The 25,408-nt window shown below is 54.4% G+C and carries 21 protein-coding genes; all 21 read left to right on the top strand.

The features are described from left to right. The 21 genes from tssM (at position 1) to J2X14_RS08745 (ending at position 25,380) form a co-directional block, all read left to right on the top strand. Positions 1 to 3,624 carry a type VI secretion system membrane subunit TssM gene (gene tssM, locus J2X14_RS08845; RefSeq protein WP_352410853.1) on the top strand — a complete coding sequence of 1,208 codons (3,624 nt, stop codon included), beginning with the start codon at positions 1 to 3 and terminating at the stop codon, positions 3,622 to 3,624. 16 nt (positions 3,625 to 3,640) lie between these two features. After that, complete coding sequence (gene tagF / locus J2X14_RS08840; protein WP_352410852.1) at positions 3,641 to 4,351, top strand: type VI secretion system-associated protein TagF; 711 nt, start codon at positions 3,641 to 3,643, stop codon at positions 4,349 to 4,351. Positions 4,352 to 4,372: 21 nt separating this feature from the next. Further along, on the top strand, positions 4,373 to 5,380 hold the full coding sequence (tssA, locus tag J2X14_RS08835) for a type VI secretion system protein TssA (RefSeq protein WP_352410851.1): 1,008 nt from the start codon (positions 4,373 to 4,375) through the stop codon (positions 5,378 to 5,380). A gap of 68 nt (positions 5,381 to 5,448) precedes the next feature. After that, positions 5,449 to 5,973, top strand: coding sequence for a type VI secretion system contractile sheath small subunit (tssB, locus tag J2X14_RS08830; protein WP_352410850.1), 525 nt, complete (start codon positions 5,449 to 5,451; stop codon positions 5,971 to 5,973). 2 nt (positions 5,974 to 5,975) lie between these two features. Further along, a complete protein-coding gene (gene tssC, locus J2X14_RS08825; RefSeq protein ID WP_352410849.1) occupies positions 5,976 to 7,475 on the top strand; it encodes a type VI secretion system contractile sheath large subunit in 1,500 nt (499 codons plus the stop codon). Positions 7,476 to 7,589: 114 nt separating this feature from the next. Next, entirely contained in the window at positions 7,590 to 8,255 is a 666-nt protein-coding gene (locus J2X14_RS08820) for an Ssp6 family T6SS pore-forming effector (RefSeq protein ID WP_352410848.1), read from the top strand. A gap of 646 nt (positions 8,256 to 8,901) precedes the next feature. Continuing rightward, entirely contained in the window at positions 8,902 to 9,300 is a 399-nt protein-coding gene (locus J2X14_RS08815; protein WP_352410847.1) for a lysozyme inhibitor LprI family protein, read from the top strand. A 233-nt stretch (positions 9,301 to 9,533) separates the two neighbouring features. Beyond that, positions 9,534 to 10,016, top strand: a complete 483-nt coding sequence (locus J2X14_RS08810) for an Hcp family type VI secretion system effector (RefSeq protein WP_352410846.1) — start codon at positions 9,534 to 9,536, stop codon at positions 10,014 to 10,016. 64 nt (positions 10,017 to 10,080) lie between these two features. Next, positions 10,081 to 10,557 (top strand): type VI secretion system amidase effector protein Tae4, encoded by a 477-nt coding sequence (locus J2X14_RS08805; protein ID WP_352410845.1) that lies wholly within the window; start codon positions 10,081 to 10,083, stop codon positions 10,555 to 10,557. Next, complete coding sequence (locus J2X14_RS08800; protein WP_352410844.1) at positions 10,542 to 10,907, top strand: T6SS amidase immunity protein Tai4 family protein; 366 nt, start codon at positions 10,542 to 10,544, stop codon at positions 10,905 to 10,907. Before J2X14_RS08805 ends, J2X14_RS08800 begins: the two co-directional genes overlap by 16 nt. Positions 10,908 to 11,036: 129 nt before the next feature. Next, positions 11,037 to 11,429, top strand: coding sequence for a putative T6SS immunity periplasmic lipoprotein (locus J2X14_RS08795; RefSeq protein ID WP_352410843.1), 393 nt, complete (start codon positions 11,037 to 11,039; stop codon positions 11,427 to 11,429). 253 nt (positions 11,430 to 11,682) lie between these two features. Then, positions 11,683 to 13,683, top strand: coding sequence for a type VI secretion system-associated FHA domain protein TagH (gene tagH, locus J2X14_RS08790; protein ID WP_352410842.1), 2,001 nt, complete (start codon positions 11,683 to 11,685; stop codon positions 13,681 to 13,683). Then, complete coding sequence (locus J2X14_RS08785) at positions 13,683 to 14,477, top strand: PP2C family protein-serine/threonine phosphatase (RefSeq protein ID WP_352410841.1); 795 nt, start codon at positions 13,683 to 13,685, stop codon at positions 14,475 to 14,477. Before tagH ends, J2X14_RS08785 begins: the two co-directional genes overlap by 1 nt. A gap of 20 nt (positions 14,478 to 14,497) precedes the next feature. Continuing rightward, positions 14,498 to 15,454 carry a hypothetical protein gene (locus J2X14_RS08780; protein ID WP_352410840.1) on the top strand — a complete coding sequence of 319 codons (957 nt, stop codon included), beginning with the start codon at positions 14,498 to 14,500 and terminating at the stop codon, positions 15,452 to 15,454. Between the two features lie 18 nt (positions 15,455 to 15,472). Beyond that, positions 15,473 to 16,303 (top strand): type VI secretion system accessory protein TagJ, encoded by an 831-nt coding sequence (locus J2X14_RS08775; RefSeq protein WP_352410839.1) that lies wholly within the window; start codon positions 15,473 to 15,475, stop codon positions 16,301 to 16,303. Beyond that, complete coding sequence (gene tssE / locus J2X14_RS08770) at positions 16,296 to 16,865, top strand: type VI secretion system baseplate subunit TssE (RefSeq protein WP_352410838.1); 570 nt, start codon at positions 16,296 to 16,298, stop codon at positions 16,863 to 16,865. Before J2X14_RS08775 ends, tssE begins: the two co-directional genes overlap by 8 nt. Before the next feature lie 2 nt (positions 16,866 to 16,867). Continuing rightward, the gene (gene tssF, locus J2X14_RS08765) at positions 16,868 to 18,739 is read left to right on the top strand and encodes a type VI secretion system baseplate subunit TssF (RefSeq protein WP_352410837.1); all 1,872 of its coding nucleotides are present in this window, start codon (positions 16,868 to 16,870) and stop codon (positions 18,737 to 18,739) included. Next, the gene (gene tssG, locus J2X14_RS08760; RefSeq protein ID WP_352410836.1) at positions 18,736 to 19,761 is read left to right on the top strand and encodes a type VI secretion system baseplate subunit TssG; all 1,026 of its coding nucleotides are present in this window, start codon (positions 18,736 to 18,738) and stop codon (positions 19,759 to 19,761) included. Before tssF ends, tssG begins: the two co-directional genes overlap by 4 nt. Positions 19,762 to 20,337: 576 nt before the next feature. Beyond that, entirely contained in the window at positions 20,338 to 22,950 is a 2,613-nt protein-coding gene (tssH, locus tag J2X14_RS08755; protein WP_352410835.1) for a type VI secretion system ATPase TssH, read from the top strand. 27 nt (positions 22,951 to 22,977) lie between these two features. Next, entirely contained in the window at positions 22,978 to 24,402 is a 1,425-nt protein-coding gene (locus J2X14_RS08750) for a serine/threonine protein kinase (RefSeq protein ID WP_352410834.1), read from the top strand. A 69-nt stretch (positions 24,403 to 24,471) separates the two neighbouring features. Next, on the top strand, positions 24,472 to 25,380 hold the full coding sequence (locus tag J2X14_RS08745; protein WP_352410833.1) for a DUF3829 domain-containing protein: 909 nt from the start codon (positions 24,472 to 24,474) through the stop codon (positions 25,378 to 25,380). Positions 25,381 to 25,408 lie beyond the last annotated feature (28 nt).

The following is a 25,408-nucleotide window of genomic DNA, read 5'->3' as shown; positions in this document are numbered from 1 at the left end:
ATGCTGAAAATTTTGTTTTCCATTATAACCAGCCGGTTGATGTGGGGCTTTGTCGGCATTACCGCGCTCGCTTTTATTATCTGGGTGATTGGCCCGGTTTTCTCCATTGTCGATTCGCGTCCGCTGGAATCAGAGCAAAATCGTCTGATCAGTATTGGCCTGCTCTATCTGGTGTGGGGCATAAGTAACCTCGCACCGCGCCTGTACAACGGCTGGATCAACCGCAAACTGATGAGCGATCTCGGCAGCAGCGAAGCGGCTGACGGCAGCGATCGTAAACGGCTGACCAATGAAGAGCAGGTGCTGGCCGAGCGCTTTGATGAAGCCTCTCAGCTGTTAAAGAAGGCGCATTTCAATCGCGCAGGCCGCCGCAATCCGTTCTGGGCGCAGCGCTTTAGCCGCCAGTATCTTTATCAGCTTCCCTGGTATGTGATTATCGGCGCGCCGGGCGCAGGTAAAACCACGGCGCTGGTGAATTCGGGGCTGCAGTTTCCGCTGGCGGATCGCTTTGGCAAAACCGCGCTGCGCGGTATCGGCGGCACCCGCAACTGCGACTGGTGGTTTACGAATGAGGCAGTGCTGCTGGATACCGCAGGCCGCTATACCACGCAGGAAAGCCAGCAGGCGCAGGACGCCAGCGAATGGCAAAAGTTTGTCAATCTGCTGCGCAAATATCGTGGCCGTCAGCCGATTAACGGCGTGATTGTCACCATCAGCATTGCCGATCTGTTAACCCAGTCGGCGGAGGCTTCACAGCAGCAGGCGATCAATCTGCGTCAGCGCTTGATGGAGTTGCATGAGCAGCTCGGCATTCGTTTTCCGGTTTATGTGCTGGTGACCAAAGCGGACCTGTTAAAAGGGTTCCGCGCCTGGTTCTCTCAGCTGGATAAAGCACAACGCGAGCAAATCTGGGGATTCACGTTTCCCTGGGAGCGTGCGAAGCAGGCCGATTTTGACCTGGCCAGCGCCTTTACGCAGGAGTATGCGCTGCTGCAACAGCGCCTCGACGCCGCGCTGGCGGATACGCTGATTGCGGAACATGATGCGCAGGCACGGGCGGAAAGCTATCTCTTCCCGCAGGAGTTTGCTGCGCTGCGTCCGCTGTTGGCGGAATATCTCAACACCATTTTTGCCCGTTCCAATTTTGAAACCCAGTTTTCGCCGCGCGGCATCTATTTTGCCAGCGGCACGCAGGAAGGCCTGCCGTTCGATCGCGTGATGGGCGAGCTAAGCCGCGCGCTGCATCTGCCGCAGGTGGATGGGCAGGGCGGTAACAGCGGCGCCTGGAATAGCGTCCAGAAAGAAGCGCCGATCCCCGCCGCCAAAGGGCAGAGTTTTTTCCTGAAAGATTTGCTGACCAATGTGATATTTCAGGAGGCCGGGCTGGCGGGCAGTAATCGCTGGTGGGAGTTACGCAACCGTGCGGTGCTGTGGTCAGGCTATGCTGGCCTGCTGGCGCTGTTGCTAGTGGTTTCGCTGCTGTGGTTCACCAGCTACGGCAACAATAAAAGCTACCTGCAGGAAGTGCAGGCGAAAGTGCCCGCCGTTGAGACGCAAAGTAAAAACCTGCAGGCCAACGGTGAAAGCGATCTCTTTGCGCTGCTGCCATTCCTGAACAGCATCCTGACGCTGCCGGAAAGTCAGGCGTTCGATCTTAACGATCCGCCTATCACGCGCCGTATGGGGCTTTATCGCGGCGTCGAGGTAAATGACGCCAGCCAGACGCTTTACCAGAAATCGTTAAAGCAGCTGCTGTTACCGCAGGTGGCCCAGCTGATTACCGGCTGGCTGCGTAACGATAACGGCAGCGATGCGGACTACAGCTACGAAGCGCTGAAAGCGTATCAGATGCTCTATCAGCCGCAGCACTACGACGGCAAATTCCTGCATGCATGGGTGATGCTGAACGTACGGCGCAATTTGCCGCAAAACGTTACGCAGGCGCAGGTCAGCCAACTGGAGCGTCACCTGGCGCAGCTGCTGGAAACGCAGATTCAGGCGTCGCCTTATGCCAGGGATGAGGCGCTGGTAAAGCGCGAGCAGGCGCTGATTAATCAGATGCCGTTGTCTGGTCGGGTTTACGGTCGTCTCAGACGCCTGCTGGAGCAGGATGAAAACCTGTCACCGGTTTCCCTCGCCGACCTGGGCGGGCCGCAAAGTGAGTTAGTGTTTACTCGCAAAAGCGGCAAAGCGATTGGCGAAGGCATTCCTGGCCTTTATACGCCGGAAGGTTACTGGAACCACTTTGACAAAAATATCACCGCCGTGACCACGGCGTTGCATCAGGACGATCTCTGGGTGTTAGGCGGCGCGGTGGCGGATGAGAATCAGGCGCAAACCGATAACGCCGTACGCCAGCTCTATATGCGCGACTTTATCCGTCAGTGGGATGGGCTGCTGACCGATATTCAGCTTAACAACAGCGCCGATCTGTCGCAGCGCATTAACAGCGCGCGGCTGCTTTCCAGCAACAGTTCGCCTCTGCGCAAGCTGGTCATCAACCTCAGCCAGATGCTGATGCTGGAACGGTTGCCAGCGGAAAAAGATACGCCGCAGGCGGATGACAAAGGCAACAGCGCCACCCGTACGCTGGAAGCGCTGTTTCGTTCACGCCAGCCCGCGCAGGGCGCGGCGGCTGGGCAGCAGACGCCAGAGCAGCGCGTAACTGAACACTACGCGCCGGTGATTGAGCTGGCTCAGCCGCTGGAACAGGGCGGTAAGAGCATCGTGTTTGATGATTTCCTTAAGCAGATCGATGAGCTTTATCGCTATTTAACTGCGGTACAGGATGCGGCCAACAGCGGAATGCCGCCGCCGCCGGGCGAGGCGATCAGCCGTTTGCAGGCAAGCGCGGGCAGGTTACCCGGTTCGTTGCAGAATATGTTTACCAACCTGGCGGTGGGTGCCAGCAGCGATGCGCAGCGGCGCGATATGGAAAATGTGCGTAAGCGCATTAACGTTGAGGTCGGCAGCTTCTGTCGTCAGGCCATTGCCGGTCGTTACCCTTTAGTGCGTTCGGCACGCAGTGAAGTGACGCCGGACGATCTGGCGCGCATGTTTGCGCCAGGCACCGGACTCATGGACAGCTTCTTCCGCGATAATCTGGCAACCAAAGTGGATACCACGCGCGCAAGCTGGCGCTTTATGCCGGGCATTGATGGTAAAAGCCTGCCGGGCGGCGAAGCGTTGCTGCGTCCTTTCCAGCAGGCGCAGAGCATTCGGGACGCGTTCTTTGCCAATGGCGCGATGACGCCGTCGTTTCGCGTCACCATCCGTACGGTACGCATGGATAACGACATTCTTAACCTGACGCTGGATGTGGATGGGCAGCAGTTACGCTACAGCCATGGTCCGCAGGCGGTTCAGCTGATGAACTGGCCCGGCAGCGGCGGCACGCGTCAGGTGCGGATGCAGCTGGGGCTGGTGGATGGCACCACCTCTACGCTGGTGACCAACGGCGCCTGGGCGTTGAACCGCTTTTTCGACCGCGCGCAGCTGACGGCGGGCAGCAACAGTCTGAGCCGCCAGGCAACGTTCAATGTCGATGGCCACCGCGTTACCCTGGAATTTACGCCGAACAGCATTCGTAACCCGTTCCAGCTTCCAGGCTTCGCCTGTCCATAACCGCAAGGAAATGATAATGAACCACTCTCCTGCGATCGGCTGGTACGGAAAATTGCCCAGCGCCGGTGACTTTTTACAACGTCGTTTTCCCGATGCGCTAACCCGTCAGTGGACGCACTGGTTTCAGGTGGGGCTGCTGAACTGGCAGAAAAATGAAGAGCTGCGTGCGGGTGAACCGCACCGCTTCGCCAAAGCGCCGGTATGGAACTTTGTGGTGCCGCCGATGCTGGGCAGTCAGCTGGTGCAGATGGGATGCCTGCTGCCCGCGCGCGACAGCGTAGGGCGTCAGTATCCGGTTTGCGCCCTGTTCAGTTTTACCCCGGCCGAATGGTCAACGGGACGGCTGGCGATGGCGGGGGAATGGTATCAGCAGCTGGGACGTACCCTGATGCAGGCGGTACACCAGGGGTACACCGCGGAACAGCTCGATCGGGCGTTGCTGTCGATCCCCGCGCCGCAGGAGCCTGCCGCACAACCGCACTCCGATATTTTAGATGTCATTGGTTACGGCGACAGCGTGACCAATCTCAGCTGGAAGCAGGTGGCCGACTGTTTCGATCCGCAGCGCTACACCAGCTTTTGGTGGACCAATCAGGCCGATAACTATCCGCTCTATACCCATCTGCACAGCGGCAACTTTACCGGCCAGCTGTTTTCGCTGCTGTTTGATCCGGCAGGCGGAGCCAGACCAGGCCGACACGGGCTTTATCCGCCCATGTTTGAATAATCTTGCGACGTGAGAATAGCAATGAATATTGATGCGTTACTCGCTCCGGTAAGCAGTGAAAAACCGTGCGGCGAAAATCTGGAATATGACGCTGATTATATGGCGATGAGCCAGGCCAGCGAAGGGAAGGCGGAGCAGCAGTTTGGCGACACCATTATTCCTGCTGAACCGGCGGACTGGAACAAAGTCGAGCGGCTGGCGACCGGGTTGCTGGCGCGCACCAAAGATCTGCGCGTGATGTTAGCACTTACTCACGCCTGGACGCATATGAAAGGACTAACCGGCTACGCCAGCGGGCTGAAGCTGGTTCAGCAGGCGCTGCTGCTCTACTGGGAACCGCTTTATCCGTTACTGGAAGAGTATGGCGAGCGCGATCCCTTTTATCGCATCAATGCGCTGGCGGCGCTGGGCGATAAATCGGCGCTGACCGCGGCGCTGCGCCAGGCGCCGCTCCTGCGTACCTCCGCTGATCAGATCTCCTTGCGCGATGCCTGCTCGCTGCTGGACGGTAGCAAAACCGAAATCGCGGATTATCCTGGCGGGCGACCACGGCTGAATGACGAGCTGGCGCGAGGCGAACAACCCGGTATTGAAGCGATTCTACAAATAAGTGAGCGTTTACAAACTATTCGGGAAACGCTGGCGGAACACCTGGGTGAAAGCGGCGTACCGGAGATGGAACAGCTACAAAAAATGGTCAATCTGGTCGCGCAATCTTGCCAGGTCACCGATCTCACCACGCTACTGCCGGGCAGCAGCGATAACGCAGATCAGCCCGCCGTGGATAACGCCGCGCCAGTCCCTAAACACACTGACTGGCGCAACAGCGAAATCACCTCACGCGCTGAAGCACAGCTGATGCTGGAAAAGGTGAAGCACTACTTTTCACGTTATGAACCCAGCCATCCCGCGCCGCTGATGATCGATCGCGTTCAGCGCGTGATTGAACTCGATTTTATGGCCATCATCCGCGACCTGGCGCCGGATGGCGTGCATCAACTGGAAAACATTTTTGGCCGCCACGATTAAGCAGCAAACCTCTTTTATGGCAGCGTGCCCGCTGCTGACTTTACCGCGCATATCCGATGGAGAACTTCATGGCATCTAAATCCAGTGGGCAGAAATTTATCGCCCGTAACCGCGCGCCGCGCGTACAAATTGAATATGACGTAGAAATCTATGGCGCAGAGCGCAAAATCCAGCTGCCGTTTATCATGGGCGTGATGGCGGATCTGGTCGGCAAACCGGCGGAACCGTTGCCGGGCGTCGATGAGCGTAAATTCCTGGAAATCGACATCGATAACTTTGACGAGCGCATGAAAGCGCTGAAGCCGCGCGTCGCTTTCCAGGTGGACAACACCCTGACCGATGAAGGTCGCCTGAATGTCGAACTGACATTTGAAAGCATGGAAGATTTCTCGCCGGATGCGGTGGCGCGTAAGGTCGAGCCGCTGAATAAGCTGCTGGAAGCGCGCACGCAGCTTGCCAACCTGCTGACCTATATGGATGGCAAAAACGGCGCGGAAGAGCTGATCGCTAAAATTCTGCAGGACCCTACGCTGATGAGCTCACTGGGCCATTTGCCGAAAGCTGAAGAAACCGTTAAAGGTGATGAGGAATAACCATGAGCAATCCATCACAACAATCGCTACAGCCGGGACAACAATCCTGGGATCAGGATGCGTTCAGCGCGCTGCTGAACAAAGAGTTTCGTCCGAAAAGCGATCAGGCGCGCGCGGCGGTAGAAAGCGCGGTAAAAACCCTGGCGCAGCAGGCGCTGGAAAACAGCGTGACCGTTTCTGACGACGCTTATCGCACTATCCAGGCGCTGATTGCGGAGATTGATGAAAAGCTGTCGCGTCAGGTTAACCAGATTATTCACCACGAAGAGTTTCAGAAGCTGGAAGGCGCATGGCGCGGCCTGAGCTATCTGGTGAATAACACTGAAACCGATGAGATGCTGAAAATCCGCTTTATGAGCATTTCAAAACAGGAGCTGGGCCGCACGCTGAAGCGATATAAAGGCGTGGGCTGGGATCAAAGCCCTGTCTTCAAGAAAATCTATGAAGAAGAGTATGGCCAGTTCGGCGGCGAGCCGTTTGGCTGCCTGGTGGGCGATTACTATTTCGATCACTCTCCGCAGGATGTGGAGCTGCTGAGCGAAATGGCGCGTATCGGTGCGGCGGCGCACTGTCCGTTTATCGCTGGCACCGCGCCGAGCGTCATGCAAATGGAATCCTGGCAGGAGCTGGCTAACCCGCGCGATTTAACCAAGATCTTCCAGAACAGCGAATATGCAGCCTGGCGCAGCCTGCGTGAATCGGAAGATGCGCGCTATCTGGGACTGGTGATGCCGCGTTTCCTGGCGCGCCTGCCGTACGGCATTCGTACCAACCCGGTTGATAGCTTTGATTTCGAAGAAGAGACCGACGGCGCCAGCCACGGCAACTACACCTGGACCAACGCCGCTTACGCCATGGCCGCTAACATCAACCGCTCCTTTAAAGAGTTTGGCTGGTGCACCTCCATTCGCGGCGTAGAGTCGGGCGGCGCGGTGGAAAACCTGCCGTGTCATACCTTCCCCAGCGATGACGGCGGCGTGGATATGAAATGTCCAACTGAAATCGCTATCAGCGATCGTCGCGAAGCCGAGCTGGCGAAAAACGGCTTTATGCCGCTGGTACACCGCAAAAACTCAGATTTCGCCGCCTTTATTGGTGCGCAATCTTTGCAGAAGCCAACGGAATATCATGACGCGGACGCGACGGCCAACGCCCGCCTTGCTGCTCGTCTGCCTTATCTGTTTGCCTGCTGCCGCTTCGCGCACTATCTGAAGTGCATCGTACGTGACAAAATTGGCTCTTTCCGCGAGCGTGAAGAGATGGAACGCTGGCTGAACGACTGGGTCATGAACTATGTGGATGGCGATCCGGTTAACTCTTCGCAGGAAACCAAATCCCGCAAGCCGCTGGCTTCAGCAGAAGTGATGGTGGAAGAGATTGAAGATAATCCAGGTTACTACGCCGCCAAGTTCTTCCTGCGCCCGCATTATCAGCTGGAAGGCCTGACCGTATCACTGCGTTTGGTCTCCAAGCTGCCGTCGCTGAAAACCAACGATGCGTAAATAAATACGTCGGCTCTGCGGAGCCGACGTATTAATGATTTGTTAGTTGAAAAAGAATTTTATAACTTATAATTTTCTATCGGTCAGGATAAACCAATAATAAAAGGATAAATAATGGTAGCCAGTTCACCAAAACAGATTGCCAATGGCATGCTAAAAATTTTTCACAAACATCATCTGAGCGGAGCTGAAGTTTTCGCTCGTAGTGCGGTGAGCGGTTTTATGGAAATTCCTGAAGATCTGTGGATGCTGACAAAAGATTATCTTGATTCGGATAACCGATGGCGCAATCAAACTGATAAAATAAGGCTGATAACACTGATTAAAAAAGGCCTAACTTCTGAAGATATACGTAGGTTAATTAATATAGTTATTAAAAAATATCTATCCGGTCTTTCAGAAGAACAGTCTAAAAAATTGCTCTTAAAAATGGCGGGTTCTACAGCAGGTGGTATGACTTTTAAAATGTTATTTGTCAATGAACTTATTAGTTTATTTTTTTCAAAAATTATCCCTCGTTTTCTTGCTTCTGCAGGTATGACTGGCGTGTTAAGCGTTGGGGCTGCAATCTCCCGTTCAGTTTATACATCTTACGAACTACTTAATCTAAATAGAGATGTATATAATGAACTACGCGGGGCTGGAGACTTGGATTTACTTTATTTTTTAGTTGAGGATAATCTAAAGCCTTTTATTGAGGCGATAAATTATCAGGCAAGCCACGGCTCTACAGATAAAGAAATATTTGACAGTTTTTTAGCTGGGGCTAAATGTGATTAAAATCGCTATTAAATATATTTCAATCTATACTTTGATGATTGTTTCATTTATGTTGTTTTTTTGCGTTATGGGGTATTATATCTTCGTGTTCGACTGGGGTGATAATGTCATTTTTTCAGCGATAAATGCAGTGATATTGATTTCACTAGTGGGTGCATCTATCGCTATATATTATCTGGCAGAAAAAATTAGGTTAGTTTTTTGATTTTCTATAAACCTTTAGCGAAAACAAAAAAAGTGTGGAAATTACCACGAAGAATAAAAACTTACCAAATATCATTCCAGATGAACTAGCGTTAACAGACTCATAAGCAAGTACATACCAAAGAGAACGGATCACATCGATTAAAGTATAAATGCCGATAATTAGAGAAATGATTGTAAAAATCAACGCAGTAGTTTTTTTCATTGATTTGTCCTTGTGTTGCCATTACGTCAAAAGAGAAACTGATTTTAAAGGAATAAGTTGTTCAGTGTCTAGTGCCTTGTAGGCTATGTATAAATAATAAAATCAGGGGGTAATCGAGATGTTCATAACAAATAATATTGATGTGCTTGATGACTATCCAGGAAAAAAAATCGATAACTAACGGTAACTACTTCAGGCGAAGGCTTGTAGCTATTATAAAATAACTGGTAAGCCCGAATGAAAAAACATATTTTATCAATGGCTGGTCTATTGCTCCTGACCTGTAGCTATGCGTATGCCGAAGATAACTGTAGCGCTGCACAAACGGATGCGGAAATAAATAGTTGCTGGGCCAAAGAGAAAAATAGCGCAGAACGTGAGCTGAATAGCGAATATGCCAGCGCGAAGCAAAGAATCGCGCAAGCCTATACCACGCATAAAGCGTTGTTAGCACAATACAATGCCGTGCTGTTGGATTCACAGCGTGGATGGTTAAAGTACCGCGATAACCAATGCAAGCTGGAAGCTTTTATGGCCGATGAGCAATCTGCGGCTTATGCTTCGCTGGTTGATCAGTGCACTGCCCGTATCGATCGTGAAAGAATTGCGCAGCTGAAAAGCATGCCTTACGAATAATTCTTCTGAATATATTCAGAGAATGACTTTACGTCAAAAGTATTACTTTCCTTGTTTGTGACTATTTTTCTGTTTAATAAATACACCTGATTAATATTTGTCTGTTTTCACTGAGAGCAGGCAGAAACGAGGCAGAGGTAAAATATGGACTGTTTTATTCAGCCCCATGCTTTCCTGTTTGCCATATCACTGCTTTATCGAAAGCAATTTTAACCAATAAAGAGTAGATAATTATGGCTATTGATATGTTCCTGAAGGTTGACAGCGTAACCGGTGAATCTCAGGATTCTAACCACAAAGGCTGGACCGACATTACTTCTTTCTCCTGGGGCGCAACCCAGCCGGGCAATATGTCCGTTGGCGGCGGAGGCGGCGCAGGGAAAGTAAACTTCAGCGATCTGCATGTTAACGCGCTGGTCGACAAATCCACCACCGCGATTCTGAAGCATTGCGCCAGCGGTAAGCATCTGGCCAAAATTGAACTGTCCGTATGCAAAGCGGGCGGCCAACAGGTTGAATACACCAGAATCACTCTGGAAGATGTCCTGGTAACCTCCGTTCAATACAACGGCAGCGATAACGGCGATACCGTCGGCGTGACTTATGCCTTCCAGGCAGCGAAAGTTAAACAGCAGTACTGGGAGCAAACCGCTTCCGGTGGCAAAGGCGCAGAAAGCAGCGCAGGCTGGAATATCAAAGAAAACAAAGAAGCTTAATAGCGTTTGCCCGCTCGGCTACGAGCGGGCTTATTAATGGACAGTTGTGGCTAAAAGGATATTTATGAACAGACCACTTTTCTTACAGGCATGGAATCGTTATAGCGAAATTAATGTTAGTGTTTCAAAAGTAGGTGAGAAAATAGGAGGTAACGTTGGTTTAAATATTGCGCTTGGGGAAAAGGATCCTAACCAGGGTTTTACTAACGCCTGCGCGATAAGAATGAGCTATGTTCTCAACTATACAGGAAGCAAGATAAATAGAGGAGCATGGAAAACCGTTTCAGGGAAAGATAAAAATTGGTACATTTTCCGCGTTCGGGATTTTTTAAAGTATATGTATGAAGTTTATGGCCAACCTGATAAAACGGTCGTAAACCCAACAGTTCATGATTTTAAAGGACTAAATGGGATATTGGTTTTTAATGTCAATGGATGGAATGATGCCAGCGGACATGTAACCCTCTGGAATGGTAGTGCTTGTTCCGATCATTGTTATTTCCCTTTAGCTAATGAGGCTTCAATATGGATCTTAAAATAGTTACAGTTCTTTTTTTTACAACAATATTCTCGCTTCAAGTAAATGCAAAAGCAGAATACACTTCTGAGCAATATATAAAAAATTATGCCTTAAGTGTCTGTGTAGCTAAAGGTTATAACAATAAACAAGTCAAAGATGATGCCGCTGCTGCCGCTCGTGGTTATCTGGAGTTTGGCGATTACTCTTTAACAGCTCATAGTGCAGTAAGAAAATTGGCAGATGAATTTCTCGCAAAAAAATATAAGAGTCAATCTGGTGAAGCCATGGTATTAGCTAAATGCATTGATTTTTATCATAGTGCGGAGCTGGATAAGCTTGTTAAATCCTGGGGCGGGAAACAGGATGGTTAATTTAATGGCGTTGGTGATGCATAATAATGTGCTTTAATTATTAACATTAGTGTATATTCGTGCGCTGCGTATATCTTTTTTGTTTTTTTATGCTGTCACTTATTAAATGAATAATAATTTTACATAAACATGAAGCTATTTTACCTGGGGCTCGTAATCGTGCTTACCGCTTGCCATCTGGAACGACCGTTTTATCATCCATTGTCGTTAAAAATTGAGCAAGAGAAATTGTGTTTTTCGGTGCCTGAAAAAGATAGTTATAATACTCTTCTTAAGGTCGGTATCCCCTATATTTCATGGCTAAACGGTAATTCATGGGAGACAGTGCATTTGCCCGCTAATACCAACAGTGACCTGGAAATAAAACCGGGGGAATGTATTTTCTGGAATGAGGGGGGATGGCAACCTGGTGAATATGATGTGGCAGTCAAAGTCAAAAATGCTTATTCTCATGAGGAACGTTATGCAGCGCATTTTATTTTGCAAAAAAATAAACAAGGGCGCCTGTTTTTAAAGCAATAGTTCATTATATTGGCTGGCTGCAATAGCGTTATTGCTCGATAGTTTAATGCTGGCATTCGAGCGGTTTTTTTTGCCATACATAAACTTTTGCGTTCGGCCAAAATGGTTTTCCTTATACTAACAGCCACGCCCGGTCAGAAATGGTTTGCCTTATATCAACGAACTGAATTTTCCTTTTTACATACAAACCCCGCCGGTTTCACTGAGAGCTGCGCGGTTTGTATGCCGAATATCACAAACGCAGGAAACTGTTATGCGCTTTACGATTATAACGAACAAACCGGGACATCAGCCGCCGCAAAGCAGCTGTGACTTTTCACCGCCCGGCGGCACCATCGGCCGCGGCGTCGATAACAATCTGGTGCTGCCTGATAATGACCGCACCATCTCCCGTCTGCAGGCGATTGTTCATATTACCGCCGACGGCGAATGCCGCATCACCAACCGCGGCAACGTGACGCGCGTTGAGCTGAACGATATTCCGCTGGAGCGCGGCCGTCAGGTGGAGCTACAGGATGGCGATATCCTGGGCATTGACGAGTATCGGCTGCTGGTTAACGATCTGAACGCCACGACGCAGCCTGCGCCGCATGCGGCCGCGCCGGTGCCCCGTCAGGCACCGCAGGCACCGGCACCGCAGGCACCGGCTCCGCAGGCGCAGGTTGCGCCAGCAGAAAACGCAACGGAAGGCACAGCGGCGATCCCCAGCGAAATCTGGGATAGCCTGGCGAAAGAGTTTTCGATCGCTGACAGCATCTCCACCAGCCGTACCAAGCCCGCTGCGCCTGCCGCCGCCGTACATCCCTTAACGGCTGCGCCAACGGAAAACCGCAACCCCGAGGATCCGCTGGCGCAGTTTGCAACCAGTGAGCCGCTGGCGTTTGATCGCCGTAACCAGACGCCTGATGCGCTATTTAATCAGGATGAGCTGTTTAAAACGGAGAGTATTTTCAACGACAGCACGCCGACCACGTTAGTACAGCCCGCTACGGATAAAGCCGCGCCGCCGCAAGCCAAAGCCGATGAGCTTGATCCGCTGGCGCTGTTTGGCGGCGGCAAGCCCACGCCTGCACAGATCAACAGTGACGATCCGCTGGGTCTGATGATGGGCAGCGCCGCGCCGTTAGCGCATCCTGATGATGAAACGCCAGGCGCACAACCCGCCGCGCCTGCGCCGGTGGATGCGCATCCAGCAGCCGCTGGCGAGCAGGATCTGTTTGGCAATAACGACGATATTGCGCGTTCGCCGCTATTTGCCGCAGAGCCGCCAGCCAGCGATATTGATCCTGAAGTCAAACCAGTAGAGGACGCATTCAGCGCTTCGCCCTTGTTTAACGATGAGCCGGCCGTCGCGCAGGACGATGCTGATTTTAACGACGCAGCCAAAGCGGACAGTGACGCGCTCAGCGCCTCGCCGCTGTTTGCCGATCTGCCAGCGGATAAGCCCGCCAGCCATGGCGCTGCGTCGCCATTGAATCCGCCGCAACCGGGCGTAGCCGATTACGGCGGTATCACCTTACCTACGCCGCAGGCGGTTCAGCGTAGCGTAACGCCGCCGCCGAAAGGCCGCTTGCGTATCGATCCGGTGGCCAGCAACAGCAGCAATCCGCATGCGCACGCCTCTTCCGGCGGGGAAGCGTTGCAGGGCGACCTGTTACAGGCGTTGCTGGACGGTATGGGCCTGAATGATATGCAGCCGACGCCGCATTTCGATCGGGACAATATGCAGCAGCTGGGGCAGATGCTGGGCATGTTCTCGCAGGGAACCGTGGCGCTGCTGTCGTCGCGTTCGATTTTAAAGCGCGGCGTAAAAGCAGATATGACCGTTATTCTCGACGACGCCAATAACCCGTTCAAACTGCTGCCATCCGGTAAAACCGTGCTGATGCAGATGTTTGGCAGCCGCATGCCGGGCTTTATGCCGCCGAAACAGGCGGTGCGCGATGCGCTGGTTGATTTGCAGGCGCACCAGCTGGGAATGATTGCCGGTATCCGCGCGATTATCGCTGCGATGCTGCAATCCTTTAACCCGCAGCAGCTGGAAGAGGAAGCGCGGCAGGAGGGCGTAACCTCACGTCTTTCGCTGCCCGGCAGCCGTAAAGCGGCATTGTGGGAGCATTTTAACCGGCGCTATAACGAAACGGCCGGGGAAATCGAAGATGACTTCCATACGCTGTTCGGCGAAGCCTTTCTGCATGCTTACGATATGGAAGTTAACCAGTACAAAGATTCACAGACCGCCTCGGACGAATAATGAATATCACCTTTGCCTCAATGTCGAATCAGGGCGCCCGCGAGAGCAATCAGGATCAGACCGGCGATAGCGTAGGCGCGCGCTCCGCCTGTTTTGTGGTGTGTGATGGCGTCGCGGGTTTTCCTGGCGGCGATCTTGCCGCCCGGCTGGCGCGCAACACCCTTATTGACCAGTTCGACGGCACCGCGCATCTGGATGCGCAGCAAATTCGCCTGTACGTCAATAACGCCAACCGGGCGATCCGCCAGCAGCAAAAAAGCGAGCCCGAGTACAGCCGTATGGGCACCACGCTGGTCAGTTTGTTTATCGATCGCGATTATCAGCTGGCCTACTGGGCGCATGCGGGCGATAGCCGCCTTTATCTGTTCCGGCGCGGCTACCTTTATCACGTCACCACCGATCACAGCCTGATTCAACAGATGAAGGATGCCGGACACCAGACAGAAGGCATCAACAGCAATCTGCTCTATTTTGCGTTGGGAATGGGCGATGAGGGCCGTGACGCCAGCTACAGCGACGTGGTGCCGATTGAAGATGGCGATGCGTTTTTGCTTTGTACCGATGGTTTCTGGCACGGCGTGTCGCAGCAGCAGATGCAGCAGGCGTTGCATATGGTCAACACGCCGGAAGAGTGGCTGACGCTGATGCATCAGGCGCTAAAAAATAATGATGAACAATCCGATGATGAGCAGGATAACTACAGCGCGATGGCGGTCTGGGTCGGCTCGCCGCAGGATACCACGCTGTTGCACTCTCTCTCTGAAGCGGCGCAGTTTATTCCGCTTCGCGATTAAACCATTCTCAAGGGAACGACATGAAATATTGGTTAACCGGCGCGTTAACGTTGCTGCTCGCCTCCAGCGCCTGGGCAGATAATTACAACGTGATCTCTTCGCGCTCCAAAAAACTGGATGTGTGGATCGATAACGTAAAAAGCCAGGACGCCGCAGACTGGTGCGCACGCCAGCTGTCGCTGCGTATTGTTGCCAAAGGCGATAAAACGCCAGCGGTGCTGGAAGAGTTTATGCCGCAGGTCGGTGCGCTGATTCAAACCAAGCAGTGCAGCAAACTCACCACGCTCAGCTGGCAGATGGAAGATATCAACGGAAACGCGCTGGCAAAAGGCAACGCGGAAAAGGCCAGCGGCTGGAAGGCTAACGTCACGCCGTCGGAACCGGAACCTGCGCCAACGGCAAGCCCGGAAGATCTCTCGCCTCCGGCTGATACCACGCCGTGGTTGCAGTTTAGTCTGCTTGATGGGTGTCATTTCCGCACCTGGTGGAACGATAACGATCGCACCAGCGCGCTGTTTGTTCCCACGGCAGAAGGCGTGAAGTGCGCGGATGATGGCTGGCTGAGCGGGCAGGCGATGTTAACGCGCGTGGGGCATGGCGCAGCGAAAAACATCACGGTGACCTTCCTGCAGGGTTTTCCGGTTATTGGTCTGGCGGCGAAAAGCGACAAGCATGGCCTGCAAATCACCACCGTTAATAACGAGCGCATGGTGCTGACGGATGAACGCTCGCCGCAAAGCTGGCTGATTTTACCGTGGTCAAACGATTTTAACGGCTGGCAGGCGGGCGGCACCGTGGCAGTACAGATGAGCCAGGCACAAGCCGGTGACGAAGACGCGTTAAAGGCGCGGCTGAATGAGGTGCGTAAAGTGTGGTCGCCTTATCTCAGCGATGCGCCGTTAACCATTCTGCTGGTGGATAGTTTCAATCCGCAGCTGAAAGATCCGGCGGCAGGCGCCTGGCGCACCATCAAATAACGGCAAAAAGGAAGCGCGATGCACTCTTTACAACAACTGCTGGCGGGCAGCTCGCTGGATGATGCGCTGGCACGCATTGAAGCACAAATCAAAGCGGCTCCGGCTGATGCCGATTTACGCGCGGCGTTTGTGCAGCTGCTTTGCCTGGCGGGCAACTGGACGCGGGCGCAAACCCAGCTGAAATCCTGGGCGGCGCTAAAACCGCAGGCGCAGCCGACGGTAACGCTGCTGGAGCTGGCGATTAAAGGCGAGCAGCAGCGTGCGGCGGTGTTTGCCGGCGAGGCTCAGCCGCGTTTGCCGGGCGAAGCCTGGCGCTGGGCGGAGCAGCTGTTTGCCGCGTTGCAGGCGGACAATAAGGGCGAGCGCGCTCAGGCGGAGGACTTACGTAACGCCGCGCTTGAGGCCGCCGCGCTCAATCCCGGCAGCGCGCTGCTACAGGGCAACGAGCAGGCGCAGCCCTTTGCCTGGCTGATTGATGGTGATGCCCGGCTTGGGCCGATCTGTGAGCTGCTGGTTAACGGCGGCTATTTCTGGGTGCCGTTTAGCGCCATTGCTGAAATGCGCTTTCAGGCGCCCGCCAGCGTCACCGATCTGGTTTGGCGTCATACGCTGGTGCGGCTGGTGGATGGCTCTGAGCAAGTTTGTCAGGTGCCGGTGCGTTATCCTTTTGCCGCCGGGGCGCAGGATAGCTGGCGTCTGGCGCGCCTGACCGAATGGCAGCCGCTGGATGCGGCGGCGCAGCACTATATCGGTCAGGGGCAGAAAGTCTGGCTGAACGATAGCGCCGAGTTTTCGCTGTTAAACCTGGAGACGCTGACCTTTGTTGCCAGCGATCTGGCCGATGAGTAACGCGCGTTCTGCCGACGGCGCTGACCTGTTGCACAGCGGTTATCGCTTGCGTAAAGATCAAACGGCGCTGAACGTGCGCGATAAACTGCAGCCCTCGCTGCTGGATCGCCTGATGGATGATGAGCCAGGCAAAAGCCAGGAAACGGTGAATCAGCGGCTTATCTCACACAGCACGTTAAGGCGGCATGTGCTGCGCGACCTGCAATGGCTGTTTAACACCATCAATAACGAAGCCCAGCACGACCTGGCGCCCTTTAACCAGGTGCGCCGCTCGGTGCTTAACTTTGGCGTCGCACCGCTGGCCGGACAGCGGATGTCCGATATTGAATGGCACGATATCCAGCGCAAGCTAACCGAAGCGATTATTAACTTTGAGCCGCGCATTTTGCCGCAGGGTTTGCAGGTGCGCTGTATCTCCGATACGCGTGCGCTCAATCTGCATAACGTGCTGTCGATTGAAATTAAAGGACGCCTGTGGTGCGTGCCTTACCCGCTGGAATTCCTGTTCCGCACCGATGTGGATCTGGAAAACGGCTATTTTGAGCTAAAAGATGTAGGTTAAGCATGGACAGTAAACTGCTCGAATACTACAACCGTGAGCTGGCGTATCTGCGCGAAATGGGCGCGGAGTTCGCGGAGCGTTATCCGAAAGTGGCCGGACGTTTGGGCATGCGCGGCATCGATATCGCCGATCCTTACGTAGAGCGCATGATGGAGGGCTTCGCCTTTCTGACATCGCGCGTCCAGCTAAAAATGGATGCGGAGTTTCCACGTTTTTCGCAGCGTTTACTGGAGATGATTGCCCCAGGCTACCTGGCGCCCACGCCGTCAATGGCGATTGCCGAGCTGCAGCCGGACAGCAAAAAAGGCGATATTAATCGCGGTTTTCTGGTGCCGCGCGGCACCATGATGGACAGCCAGCTGCTGAAAAAGAACGGCATCACCTGTAGCTACACCACCGCGCATGAAGTGACGCTGCTGCCGCTGATGATCAAGCAGGTCGAGCTGGGCGGCGTTCCGGCCGATATTCCGCTGGGCCAGATGGGACTGAGCCAGCGCGGCGCGGTCAGTGCGTTGCGCATTCGGCTGAGCTGTGAAAGCACCACCACGCTCGATCATCTGGATTTTGACCGGCTGGAGTTTTTCCTCAGCGGCCCGGATATTGAGGCGTTAAAGCTGCTGGAGCTGTTGATGGCGCATACGGTCGGCATCTTCTGCCAGACCGCAGGCAGTGCGCCGCGCCGTCATGTATTAAACGATGATGCCTTAATGCAGGAGGGCTTCGCGTCAGATCAGGCGCTGCTGCCGGACGACCTGCGCAATTTTAGCGGCTATCGCCTGTTGCAGGAATATTTTGCCTTCCCGGCGCGCTTTCAGTTTATCAGCATCAGTCAGCTGCGCCCGCTGCTGGCGCAGGCAAGCGGCGAGCGCGAGTTTGATATTGTGCTGCTGCTGGATAAGGCGGACGCCGCGCTGGAACGTGTGGTAGACCGCAGTCACCTGGCGCTGCACTGCACGCCGGTAATCAACCTGTTTCCGCGCGTAGCCGAGCGGCAGAAGCTAAGCGAAAGCCGCTACGAATACCATCTGGTGGTGGATAATATTCGCCCGCTCGATTATGAAGTTTACTCGGTGCAGAAGCTCTACGGCACGCTGGAAGGCCAGCGTGAAGAGCAAATTTTCCGTCCTTTCTGGAGCACCTACAGCCACGACAGCGGCGATTACGGCGCCTATTTTTCGCTGCGACGCGAGCAGCGAACTTTATCCGAACATGCGCAGCGTTACGGCGCACGTACCGGCTACGTTGGCTCAGAGGTTTTCCTGTCGCTGGTGGATGAGCAGCATACGCCGTGGCGTGACGATTTGCGTTACATCACTGCGGACGTGCTGTGTACCAGCCGTGATTTACCGCTGCTGCTGCAACAGGATCAGCAAGGTTTTAAGCTGCCGGATTCGGTGCCAGCCGCAGGCGTCACCCTGCGCAGAGGGCCGACGCCGCCGCGTGAACCGCTGGCGGAAGGGCTGGCGGCCTGGCGCTTGATCAGCCATTTGCAGATGAACTATCTCAGCCTGATGGACAGCGACGATGGCGAAGGCGCGGCCGCGCTGCGGCAAATGCTAGCGCTGTATGCCAACCTGGCGGAAGCGCCCGTGGCGCGTCAGCTTGAAGGCATTCGCCACTGTCAGCTGCGCCCGGTGAATCGTCGGGTGCCGGAGCCTGGCCCGATTGTGTTCGCGCGCGGCATCGGCATTGAGCTGACGGTGGATGAGCAGGCGTTTTCCGGCAGCAGTCCGTGGCTGTTTGGCAGCGTGCTGGAACGTCTTTTTTCGCGGCTGGTGGCCAGCAACAGCTTTACTGAAATGACCCTTAACAGCCAGCAGCGCGGCGAGGTAGGCTACTGGCCGCCGCGCATGGGCAAAAGGGCATTGATATGAAAACGCCGGTGCGTATTTTACAACGCCTGCCGGACGGTTTCTGGCCTGGGCTGATGCAGGCGCCGTGGCGCTACGATCTGTTTCAGATGCTGCGCCGTATCGATGCGCAGGGCGGCGCGAAATATCCGCTGGGGCGCGCGCCTCTGCCGCGTTATGAACCGCTGCGGATTGGTCAGGCTCCTTCGCTGGCGTTTGCGCCCTCCACGCTGGCCGCGGTCAGCGCACGTCAGGATAGCGAACTGCACGATGTTTCGATCCTGAGTTTTGGTCTGTTTGGCCCCGGCGGGCCGCTGCCGCTTCATATGACGGAACATGCGCGCGAGCGGCTGCATCATCATCAGGATCCCAGCCTGACCGCCTTTGCCGATCTGTTTCATCATCGGCTGACGCTGCTGTTTTATCGCGCCTGGGCCGATGCGCAGCCCACGGTATCGCTCGATCGTCCCGACGGACAGCGGTTTGACCGCTATCTTGCCAGCCTGATCGGTATGGGACAGCCCGCGCAGCGCCAGCAAGGCCGCCTGAGTGAACATGCCCGCCTGATGCTGGCAGGGCATCTCAGCCGCCACGGACGCGATGCGGAAGGGCTGGAAAAGGTGTTGCGGCACTACTTTAACGTGCCGGTGCGCATCGAACAGAACCTGCCACAGTGGCTGGCGCTGGATAAGCGTGAGCGCGCCCGCCTGGGCGCTGGGCGTCAGATGTCGCGGCTGGGCGAATCCTCTTTTTTGGGCACGGCGGTGCGGGATGTGCAGCATAAGCTGCGTATCGAAATCGGCCCGCTCACGCTGGTGCGTTACCAGCAGTTTCTGCCCGGCGAACGCCACGCGGAAGAGCTACGCGATTGGGTTCGGCAATATTTGGGTATCGAATATGTCTGGGAGGTGCGTCTGCTGCTGGATGCGCAGGAAGTGCCAGGCACCACGCTCGGCAGCGCAGGGCGGCTCGGTTACAGCGCCTGGCTTGGGCAGCAGCCGCATCCCCAGCCCAGGGGCGATTTAATCTTTAGCCCGGAGGGTTAAACAATTAATTTATAAGTAATCAAGGAGACGATATGAACCACTATAAAAAAATGGATGTTTTAGACAAAAAAGAAACAGGCTTATTAGGGATAGGTATTATCAAAGGAAGATGATATGGGCTATAGCAATGTAACAATAGAACAACCCCGAGACTGGGTGTTAATTTTCTACATGGCGTTTTCTTTTGTTTTAATGTTAATTTTATTAATAGTAAAAAGAAAGGATATGTATCCTAATGCCATTTGTAAGGTGTTGGGCTTTGTAATTATTTTTGTTTTGGGTGGGGTTCAGTATCTTTTTTTAGATTTGGTATGTCTCCGTTATATGATCTTATAGATTCAATTCCAAATGATAGTTTACCTATGCGAATGAGCGCATTCTTTTTTATGTTGTCTTATTTCTATTGCCTTCCATTTAAAAATATAAAATAGTTTATTTATATGCCTGAATTACCATCCTCAATTCACGCAAATACATCTGGTGTATCAGTAGGTAAATAGATTTTTTAATAATCGATTATTAAACATCAGATCTTATTCGCGTTTTGAACCTTTAACTTATCCGTCAGAGATCATCATGTCAGAAATCAGCCGCGCCGTACTGTTCGGCAAACTGGACACGCTATTATTTACTTCGCTGGAGAGCGCGACGGCCTTTTGTAAGCTGCGCGGCAACCCATATGTTGAACTGGTTCACTGGCTGCATCAGCTGATGCAGCATCAGGATGGCGACCTGCAGCAGCTGATGCGCCATTTTTCGCTGGATGAACAGGCGCTAACGCGCGATATCGTTGCGGCGCTGGATCGCCTGCCGCGTGGCGCCAGCGCGGTTTCTGACCTGTCGGAGCATATCGACAGCGCCGTTGAGCGTGCCTGGGTTTACGGCTCGCTGAAATTTGGCGTGGCGCGCATTCGCGGCGGCCATTTGCTGATCGGCATGCTAAAAACCTTTAACCTTGCCAACGCGCTGAAAAGCATTTCACCGCAGTTTAGTCGTCTCAGTGCCGATCTGTTAATTGAACAGTTCGACGTTATTTTTGCCAACAGTAAAGAGGCGCAGCAGGCAGCCGCGCAGCCGGAAGCGGCGCTGGCCACGCCGCAGCAGCCGGGCACGCTGGCGCAGTATGCGCAGGATCTTACGGCGCGCGCGCGCGACGGTAAAATCGATCCGGTCGCCGGTCGCGATGAAGAAATCCGCCAGATGGTGGATATTCTGATGCGCCGTCGGCAAAACAATCCGCTGCTGACCGGTGAAGCGGGGGTCGGTAAAACGGCAGTAGTGGAAGGGCTGGCGCTGCGTATTGCCGCAGGCGACGTGCCGCCGCCGCTGCGTGACGTTCAGCTGTGGCTGCTGGATATGGGCATGCTGCAGGCGGGCGCAGGCATGAAAGGCGAATTTGAAGCGCGGCTGCAGGCGCTGATCAATGAAGTGCAATCCAGCCCGACGCCGATTGTGCTGTTTATTGATGAGATCCATACGCTGGTGGGTGCGGGCGGTCAGCAGGGCACCAATGATGCCGCCAACCTGTTAAAACCGGCGCTGGCGCGTGGTCAGCTGCGAACCATCGGCGCGACCACCTGGGCGGAATACAAAAAATATATTGAGAAAGATCCGGCGCTGACCCGCCGTTTTCAGACGGTGCAGGTGCATGAGCCGGATGAAGAAAAAGCGCTGCTAATGCTGCGCAGCACCGTCAACACGCTGGAACAACATCATCACGTATTGCTGCTGGATGAAGCGGTTAGTGCGGCGGTGAAACTTTCTCATCGCTACATCCCGGCGCGTCAGCTGCCGGATAAAGCGGTGGCGCTGTTGGATACCGCCTGCGCGCGCGTGGCTGTCAGCCAGGGCGCGCAGCCGCCGCAGCTGGAAGATTGCCTGCATCGGATCGCCGCGCTGGAGATCGAGCGTGACATCGCCGCGCGTGAAGCAAGGCTGTCCTCCGACGTAAGCGAGCGTATCGTTCAGCTGGAGACGCAACTGGCAACCCTGACGCAGGAACGCGATGCGCTGATGGCCCGCTGGCAGCAAGAGCGCGAGCTGGTCGAAGCCATTATTGCTTTGCGCGCGCAGCTTTACGCCGAACAGACGGACGATATCGCAGCGTTGCAGCAGCAGCTGGCGGAAAAACAGCAGGCGCTCAGCGCGCTACAGGGCGAGGCGCCCCTGCTTTTCGCTGCGGTTGATGCCAACGTCGTCGCCGCGGTGGTTTCCGACTGGACCGGCATCCCGCTGGGACGCATGGTTAAAAATGAGATCGACGCGGTGTTAAACCTCGCCGATACGCTCGGCGAGCGTGTGATTGGCCAGCATCACGGCCTGGAGCTGATCGCTAAACGGGTGCGCACCTCACGCGCGCGGCTGGACGATCCCAATAAGCCGGTCGGCGTATTTATGCTGTGCGGCCCTTCCGGCGTGGGGAAAACCGAAACCGCGCTGGCGCTGGCGGAGTCGCTGTATGGCGGCGAACAGAACATCATCACCATTAATATGAGCGAGTTTCAGGAAGCGCACACCGTATCCACGCTGAAAGGTGCGCCTCCGGGCTATGTGGGCTACGGCGAGGGCGGCGTCCTGACGGAAGCGGTAAGGCGTCGTCCCTACAGCGTGGTGCTGCTGGATGAAATTGAAAAAGCGCATCCCGATGTGCATGAAATCTTTTTCCAGGTGTTTGATAAAGGCTGGATGGAGGATGGCGAAGGTCGCCATATCGATTTCCGCAATACCATTATTATTCTGACTTCGAACGTCGGCACGCAGCTTATCAGCGCCATGTGCGCCGATCCTGAGCTAATGCCGGAGCCGGAGGCGCTCTCCACCGCGCTGCGCGGCCCGCTGCTGGAAGTCTTTCCTCCGGCTCTGCTTGGTCGTTTGCTGGTGGTGCCTTACTATCCGTTAAGCGATACAATGCTGGCCGAGATTGTTCGCCTGCAGCTAACACGTATCCAGCGTCGTCTTGAAGAAAATCACGGTATCATCTCGCAAATCGAGGAGAGCGTGATTAGCCAGATTGTCCAGCGTTGCACCGAAGTGGAGTCGGGTGGACGCATGGTCGATGCCATCCTGACCAATACGCTGCTGCCGCAAATGAGCCAGATCCTGCTCACGGCCAGCGCGCATGATCAGCGCTACCGTCACCTGCGCGTCAGCTTTGACCAGGGTGAGTTTCAGTGTCAGTTTGAGGCGTAAGCTTTAGCTATCAGAGAGTTGTCCATCATGGCAGAACACGATAACAACCGGACGGTGCCAAACGCATTGCCGATTGGGTACCGTTTTAATGAGTTTGAAATAAGGGAAGTAATTGGCGGCGGCGGTTTCGGCATCGTTTATCGCGCCTGGGATCATCAGCTTGAGCGTACCATCGCCATCAAAGAGTTTATGCCTTCGTCGCTGGCGGTGCGCAGCGATGACCTCAACCTGGTGCTGCGCAGCGAACGCTTTAGTAAAACGTTTCATGCCGGACTGAACAGCTTTATTCAGGAAGCCCGGCTGCTGGCGCGGTTTAACCATCCGAACCTGCTGCATGTTTTGCGCTTCTGGGTGCAGAACGATACCGCCTATATGGGCACGGTATTTTACAGCGGCACCACGCTGTCGCGTCTGGCCTCTGAGCGCCCTGAGCTGGTAAATGAAGCCTGGATCCGTCGCCTGCTGCCGCCGCTGTTTGGCGCCATCAACACCATTCATCAGGAAGGCTACCTGCATCGCGACATTTCGCTGGATAATATTCAAATCCAGGAAAATATGATGCCGGTGCTGCTGGACTTCGGTTCGGCACGGCAGACGATCGGCAATCTCTCCGACGAAACGGAAACCATGCTGCGTCCCGGCTTCGCGCCGATTGAGCAGTACAGCGACAACAACGAAAGCGAGCAAGGCCCGTGGACCGATATCTATGCGCTGGGCGCGGTACTGCATACGCTGATCACCGGCGCGCCGCCGTCGGTGAGCGTGGTGCGCAGCATTGAGGATAATTACCAGCCGCTGGCTGAACAGCGCCCGGCTGGATTCTCACTGCCGCTGCTGCACGCGATTGATAAAGCGCTGGCGTTGAAGCCAGAAGATCGTCCACAGTCGATCGACGACTTTGCTGCGCTAATGGAGCTGTCGGTTTCCGATCTCAACGCTATTCTGAACGTGAATATCGAAGGGCCGGGCACCATGCTGGTGCCGGTTGAGCCGGAAGCGGAGGCGCCTGCGGCCGTATCGCCGCTGAAGCGCTATATGTGGCCGGGGCTGGCGGCAGCAGGCGTGCTGGTGGGGATTGCCGTCGGCGCGATGATGGCGGGGAGCGGTGATGATACGCCAGCCACCGCAGCCGTTCAGCCGCAGAGCGAGGAAGCGCCAGCGGCCGTTAGCGCGCCTGAGCAGACGGCAGCCGTCAGCGAACCGCAGCCTGCGGCACCGCAGGAAGCGCCGCCGCCAGCGCCGATTGCGCAGATCTACATTAAACTGCGACTGGGCGATGACGTGACGCTAAACGGCAATCAGCAGGCGCTGGTGCCGTCGCCAAACGGCTTTGCCTCGCTTCAGCTGCCGCCGGGTGACTATACGTTTACCGTGACTAACCAGGGCACATCGCGCGCGCAGAAAATTACCATCGATCGCGCTGGCGTCTGGTTGATTAATCCGCAAAGCTAAAAGCATAAAGGATGGCCTGTTTAATCAGCTGGCCATCTCTTCCCAGGAATAATAATTACAGGAAAGGAAATGGCTACTCATTCATGGCGCCTGTTAATCACGTTGATGCTGGCGTTTTTTATTAGCGCATGCGATCAATCTGCTGATAACGCGAAAGGCGCAGAGAAATCCGCTGTCCAAAGGCAAATTGATGATAAGTTTGCCGCATTTGTTAAAGCCGCTAACAGCGAATCCAACGTTAATTTTCATTCGCTACCTGAAGCCTTTTTTCACTATCAACGCGAGACGCGACCGGAGCTGGCAGGAAATAAGCCACTCACCTCTTATGTGATCATGCCGCCGACCCTATTTCGCACCATTAACGAGCGGCTGGATAAAGGCTTAAAGCTGCCGGGCGCGCTGCCGCAGCTCGACAGCGCAGCGCAGGCTTACCAGGCCAGTATCAATAAGCTGCTGCCTCTTAGCGAAAAATTGTACGCCTACCAGCAGGAGAAAGGCTGGTTAACGGACGGAGGCAAGCTGGCGCGGCGCAGCGATGCTGACTATGTTGCCGCTTTTAGCGCGCTGCTGATCAAACGGGATAACTTCTTAAAAGCGATTTCTGCCGCTAATAGCGAGCGGATAAAAATAGCCTATGAGAACGCGCCAAAGAATAGCGCGGAGCATTACCGTAACGGCATGGTTTATCTTTCACGTCAGACGCTACAGCAATTAAGCGAAGATCGAACGCCTGCGGAAGATAAACAACTTAACGATGAAGCCGCGACGTTAAAACAGCTTTCCGCTGGCTGGGGCAAATTAATGCAACAGCAGGGGAATCAGCGCTGCCAAAATATTATTGATACGGCGAACGACTATATTGCTGTACTGGATGCCGCCATTACTCAACAGGCACAGGGCAAAGAGGTAATGGAAGACGATATTATTCTGCCCTTTAACGCGCTGGTGCATGCGTTAAATAGCCACCGTAGCTGTTAATCACCGGACTTTTCACCGCCTTTCTTTG

Origin of the sequence: Mixta sp. BE291 (assembly GCF_031457955.1) — a bacterium.
Classification (GTDB): domain Bacteria; phylum Pseudomonadota; class Gammaproteobacteria; order Enterobacterales; family Enterobacteriaceae; genus Mixta.
Note: the sequence above shows the minus strand (reverse complement) of the source record. Positions and strands in the feature narration are given on the sequence as shown.

Excerpts from the sequence above, each read along its gene's own strand:
- tssM (WP_352410853.1), top strand. The coding sequence starts at position 1 with ATGCTGAAAATTTTGTTTTCCATTATAACCAGCCGGTTGATGTGGGGC.
- tagF (WP_352410852.1), top strand. The coding sequence starts at position 3,641 with ATGAACCACTCTCCTGCGATCGGCTGGTACGGAAAATTGCCCAGCGCC.
- tssA (WP_352410851.1), top strand. The coding sequence starts at position 4,373 with ATGAATATTGATGCGTTACTCGCTCCGGTAAGCAGTGAAAAACCGTGC.
- tssB (WP_352410850.1), top strand. The coding sequence starts at position 5,449 with ATGGCATCTAAATCCAGTGGGCAGAAATTTATCGCCCGTAACCGCGCG.
- tssC (WP_352410849.1), top strand. The coding sequence starts at position 5,976 with ATGAGCAATCCATCACAACAATCGCTACAGCCGGGACAACAATCCTGG.
- J2X14_RS08820 (WP_352410848.1), top strand. The coding sequence starts at position 7,590 with ATGGTAGCCAGTTCACCAAAACAGATTGCCAATGGCATGCTAAAAATT.
- J2X14_RS08815 (WP_352410847.1), top strand. The coding sequence starts at position 8,902 with ATGAAAAAACATATTTTATCAATGGCTGGTCTATTGCTCCTGACCTGT.
- J2X14_RS08810 (WP_352410846.1), top strand. The coding sequence starts at position 9,534 with ATGGCTATTGATATGTTCCTGAAGGTTGACAGCGTAACCGGTGAATCT.
- J2X14_RS08805 (WP_352410845.1), top strand. The coding sequence starts at position 10,081 with ATGAACAGACCACTTTTCTTACAGGCATGGAATCGTTATAGCGAAATT.
- J2X14_RS08800 (WP_352410844.1), top strand. The coding sequence starts at position 10,542 with ATGGATCTTAAAATAGTTACAGTTCTTTTTTTTACAACAATATTCTCG.
- J2X14_RS08795 (WP_352410843.1), top strand. The coding sequence starts at position 11,037 with ATGAAGCTATTTTACCTGGGGCTCGTAATCGTGCTTACCGCTTGCCAT.
- tagH (WP_352410842.1), top strand. The coding sequence starts at position 11,683 with ATGCGCTTTACGATTATAACGAACAAACCGGGACATCAGCCGCCGCAA.
- J2X14_RS08785 (WP_352410841.1), top strand. The coding sequence starts at position 13,683 with ATGAATATCACCTTTGCCTCAATGTCGAATCAGGGCGCCCGCGAGAGC.
- J2X14_RS08780 (WP_352410840.1), top strand. The coding sequence starts at position 14,498 with ATGAAATATTGGTTAACCGGCGCGTTAACGTTGCTGCTCGCCTCCAGC.
- J2X14_RS08775 (WP_352410839.1), top strand. The coding sequence starts at position 15,473 with ATGCACTCTTTACAACAACTGCTGGCGGGCAGCTCGCTGGATGATGCG.
- tssE (WP_352410838.1), top strand. The coding sequence starts at position 16,296 with ATGAGTAACGCGCGTTCTGCCGACGGCGCTGACCTGTTGCACAGCGGT.
- tssF (WP_352410837.1), top strand. The coding sequence starts at position 16,868 with ATGGACAGTAAACTGCTCGAATACTACAACCGTGAGCTGGCGTATCTG.
- tssG (WP_352410836.1), top strand. The coding sequence starts at position 18,736 with ATGAAAACGCCGGTGCGTATTTTACAACGCCTGCCGGACGGTTTCTGG.
- tssH (WP_352410835.1), top strand. The coding sequence starts at position 20,338 with ATGTCAGAAATCAGCCGCGCCGTACTGTTCGGCAAACTGGACACGCTA.
- J2X14_RS08750 (WP_352410834.1), top strand. The coding sequence starts at position 22,978 with ATGGCAGAACACGATAACAACCGGACGGTGCCAAACGCATTGCCGATT.
- J2X14_RS08745 (WP_352410833.1), top strand. The coding sequence starts at position 24,472 with ATGGCTACTCATTCATGGCGCCTGTTAATCACGTTGATGCTGGCGTTT.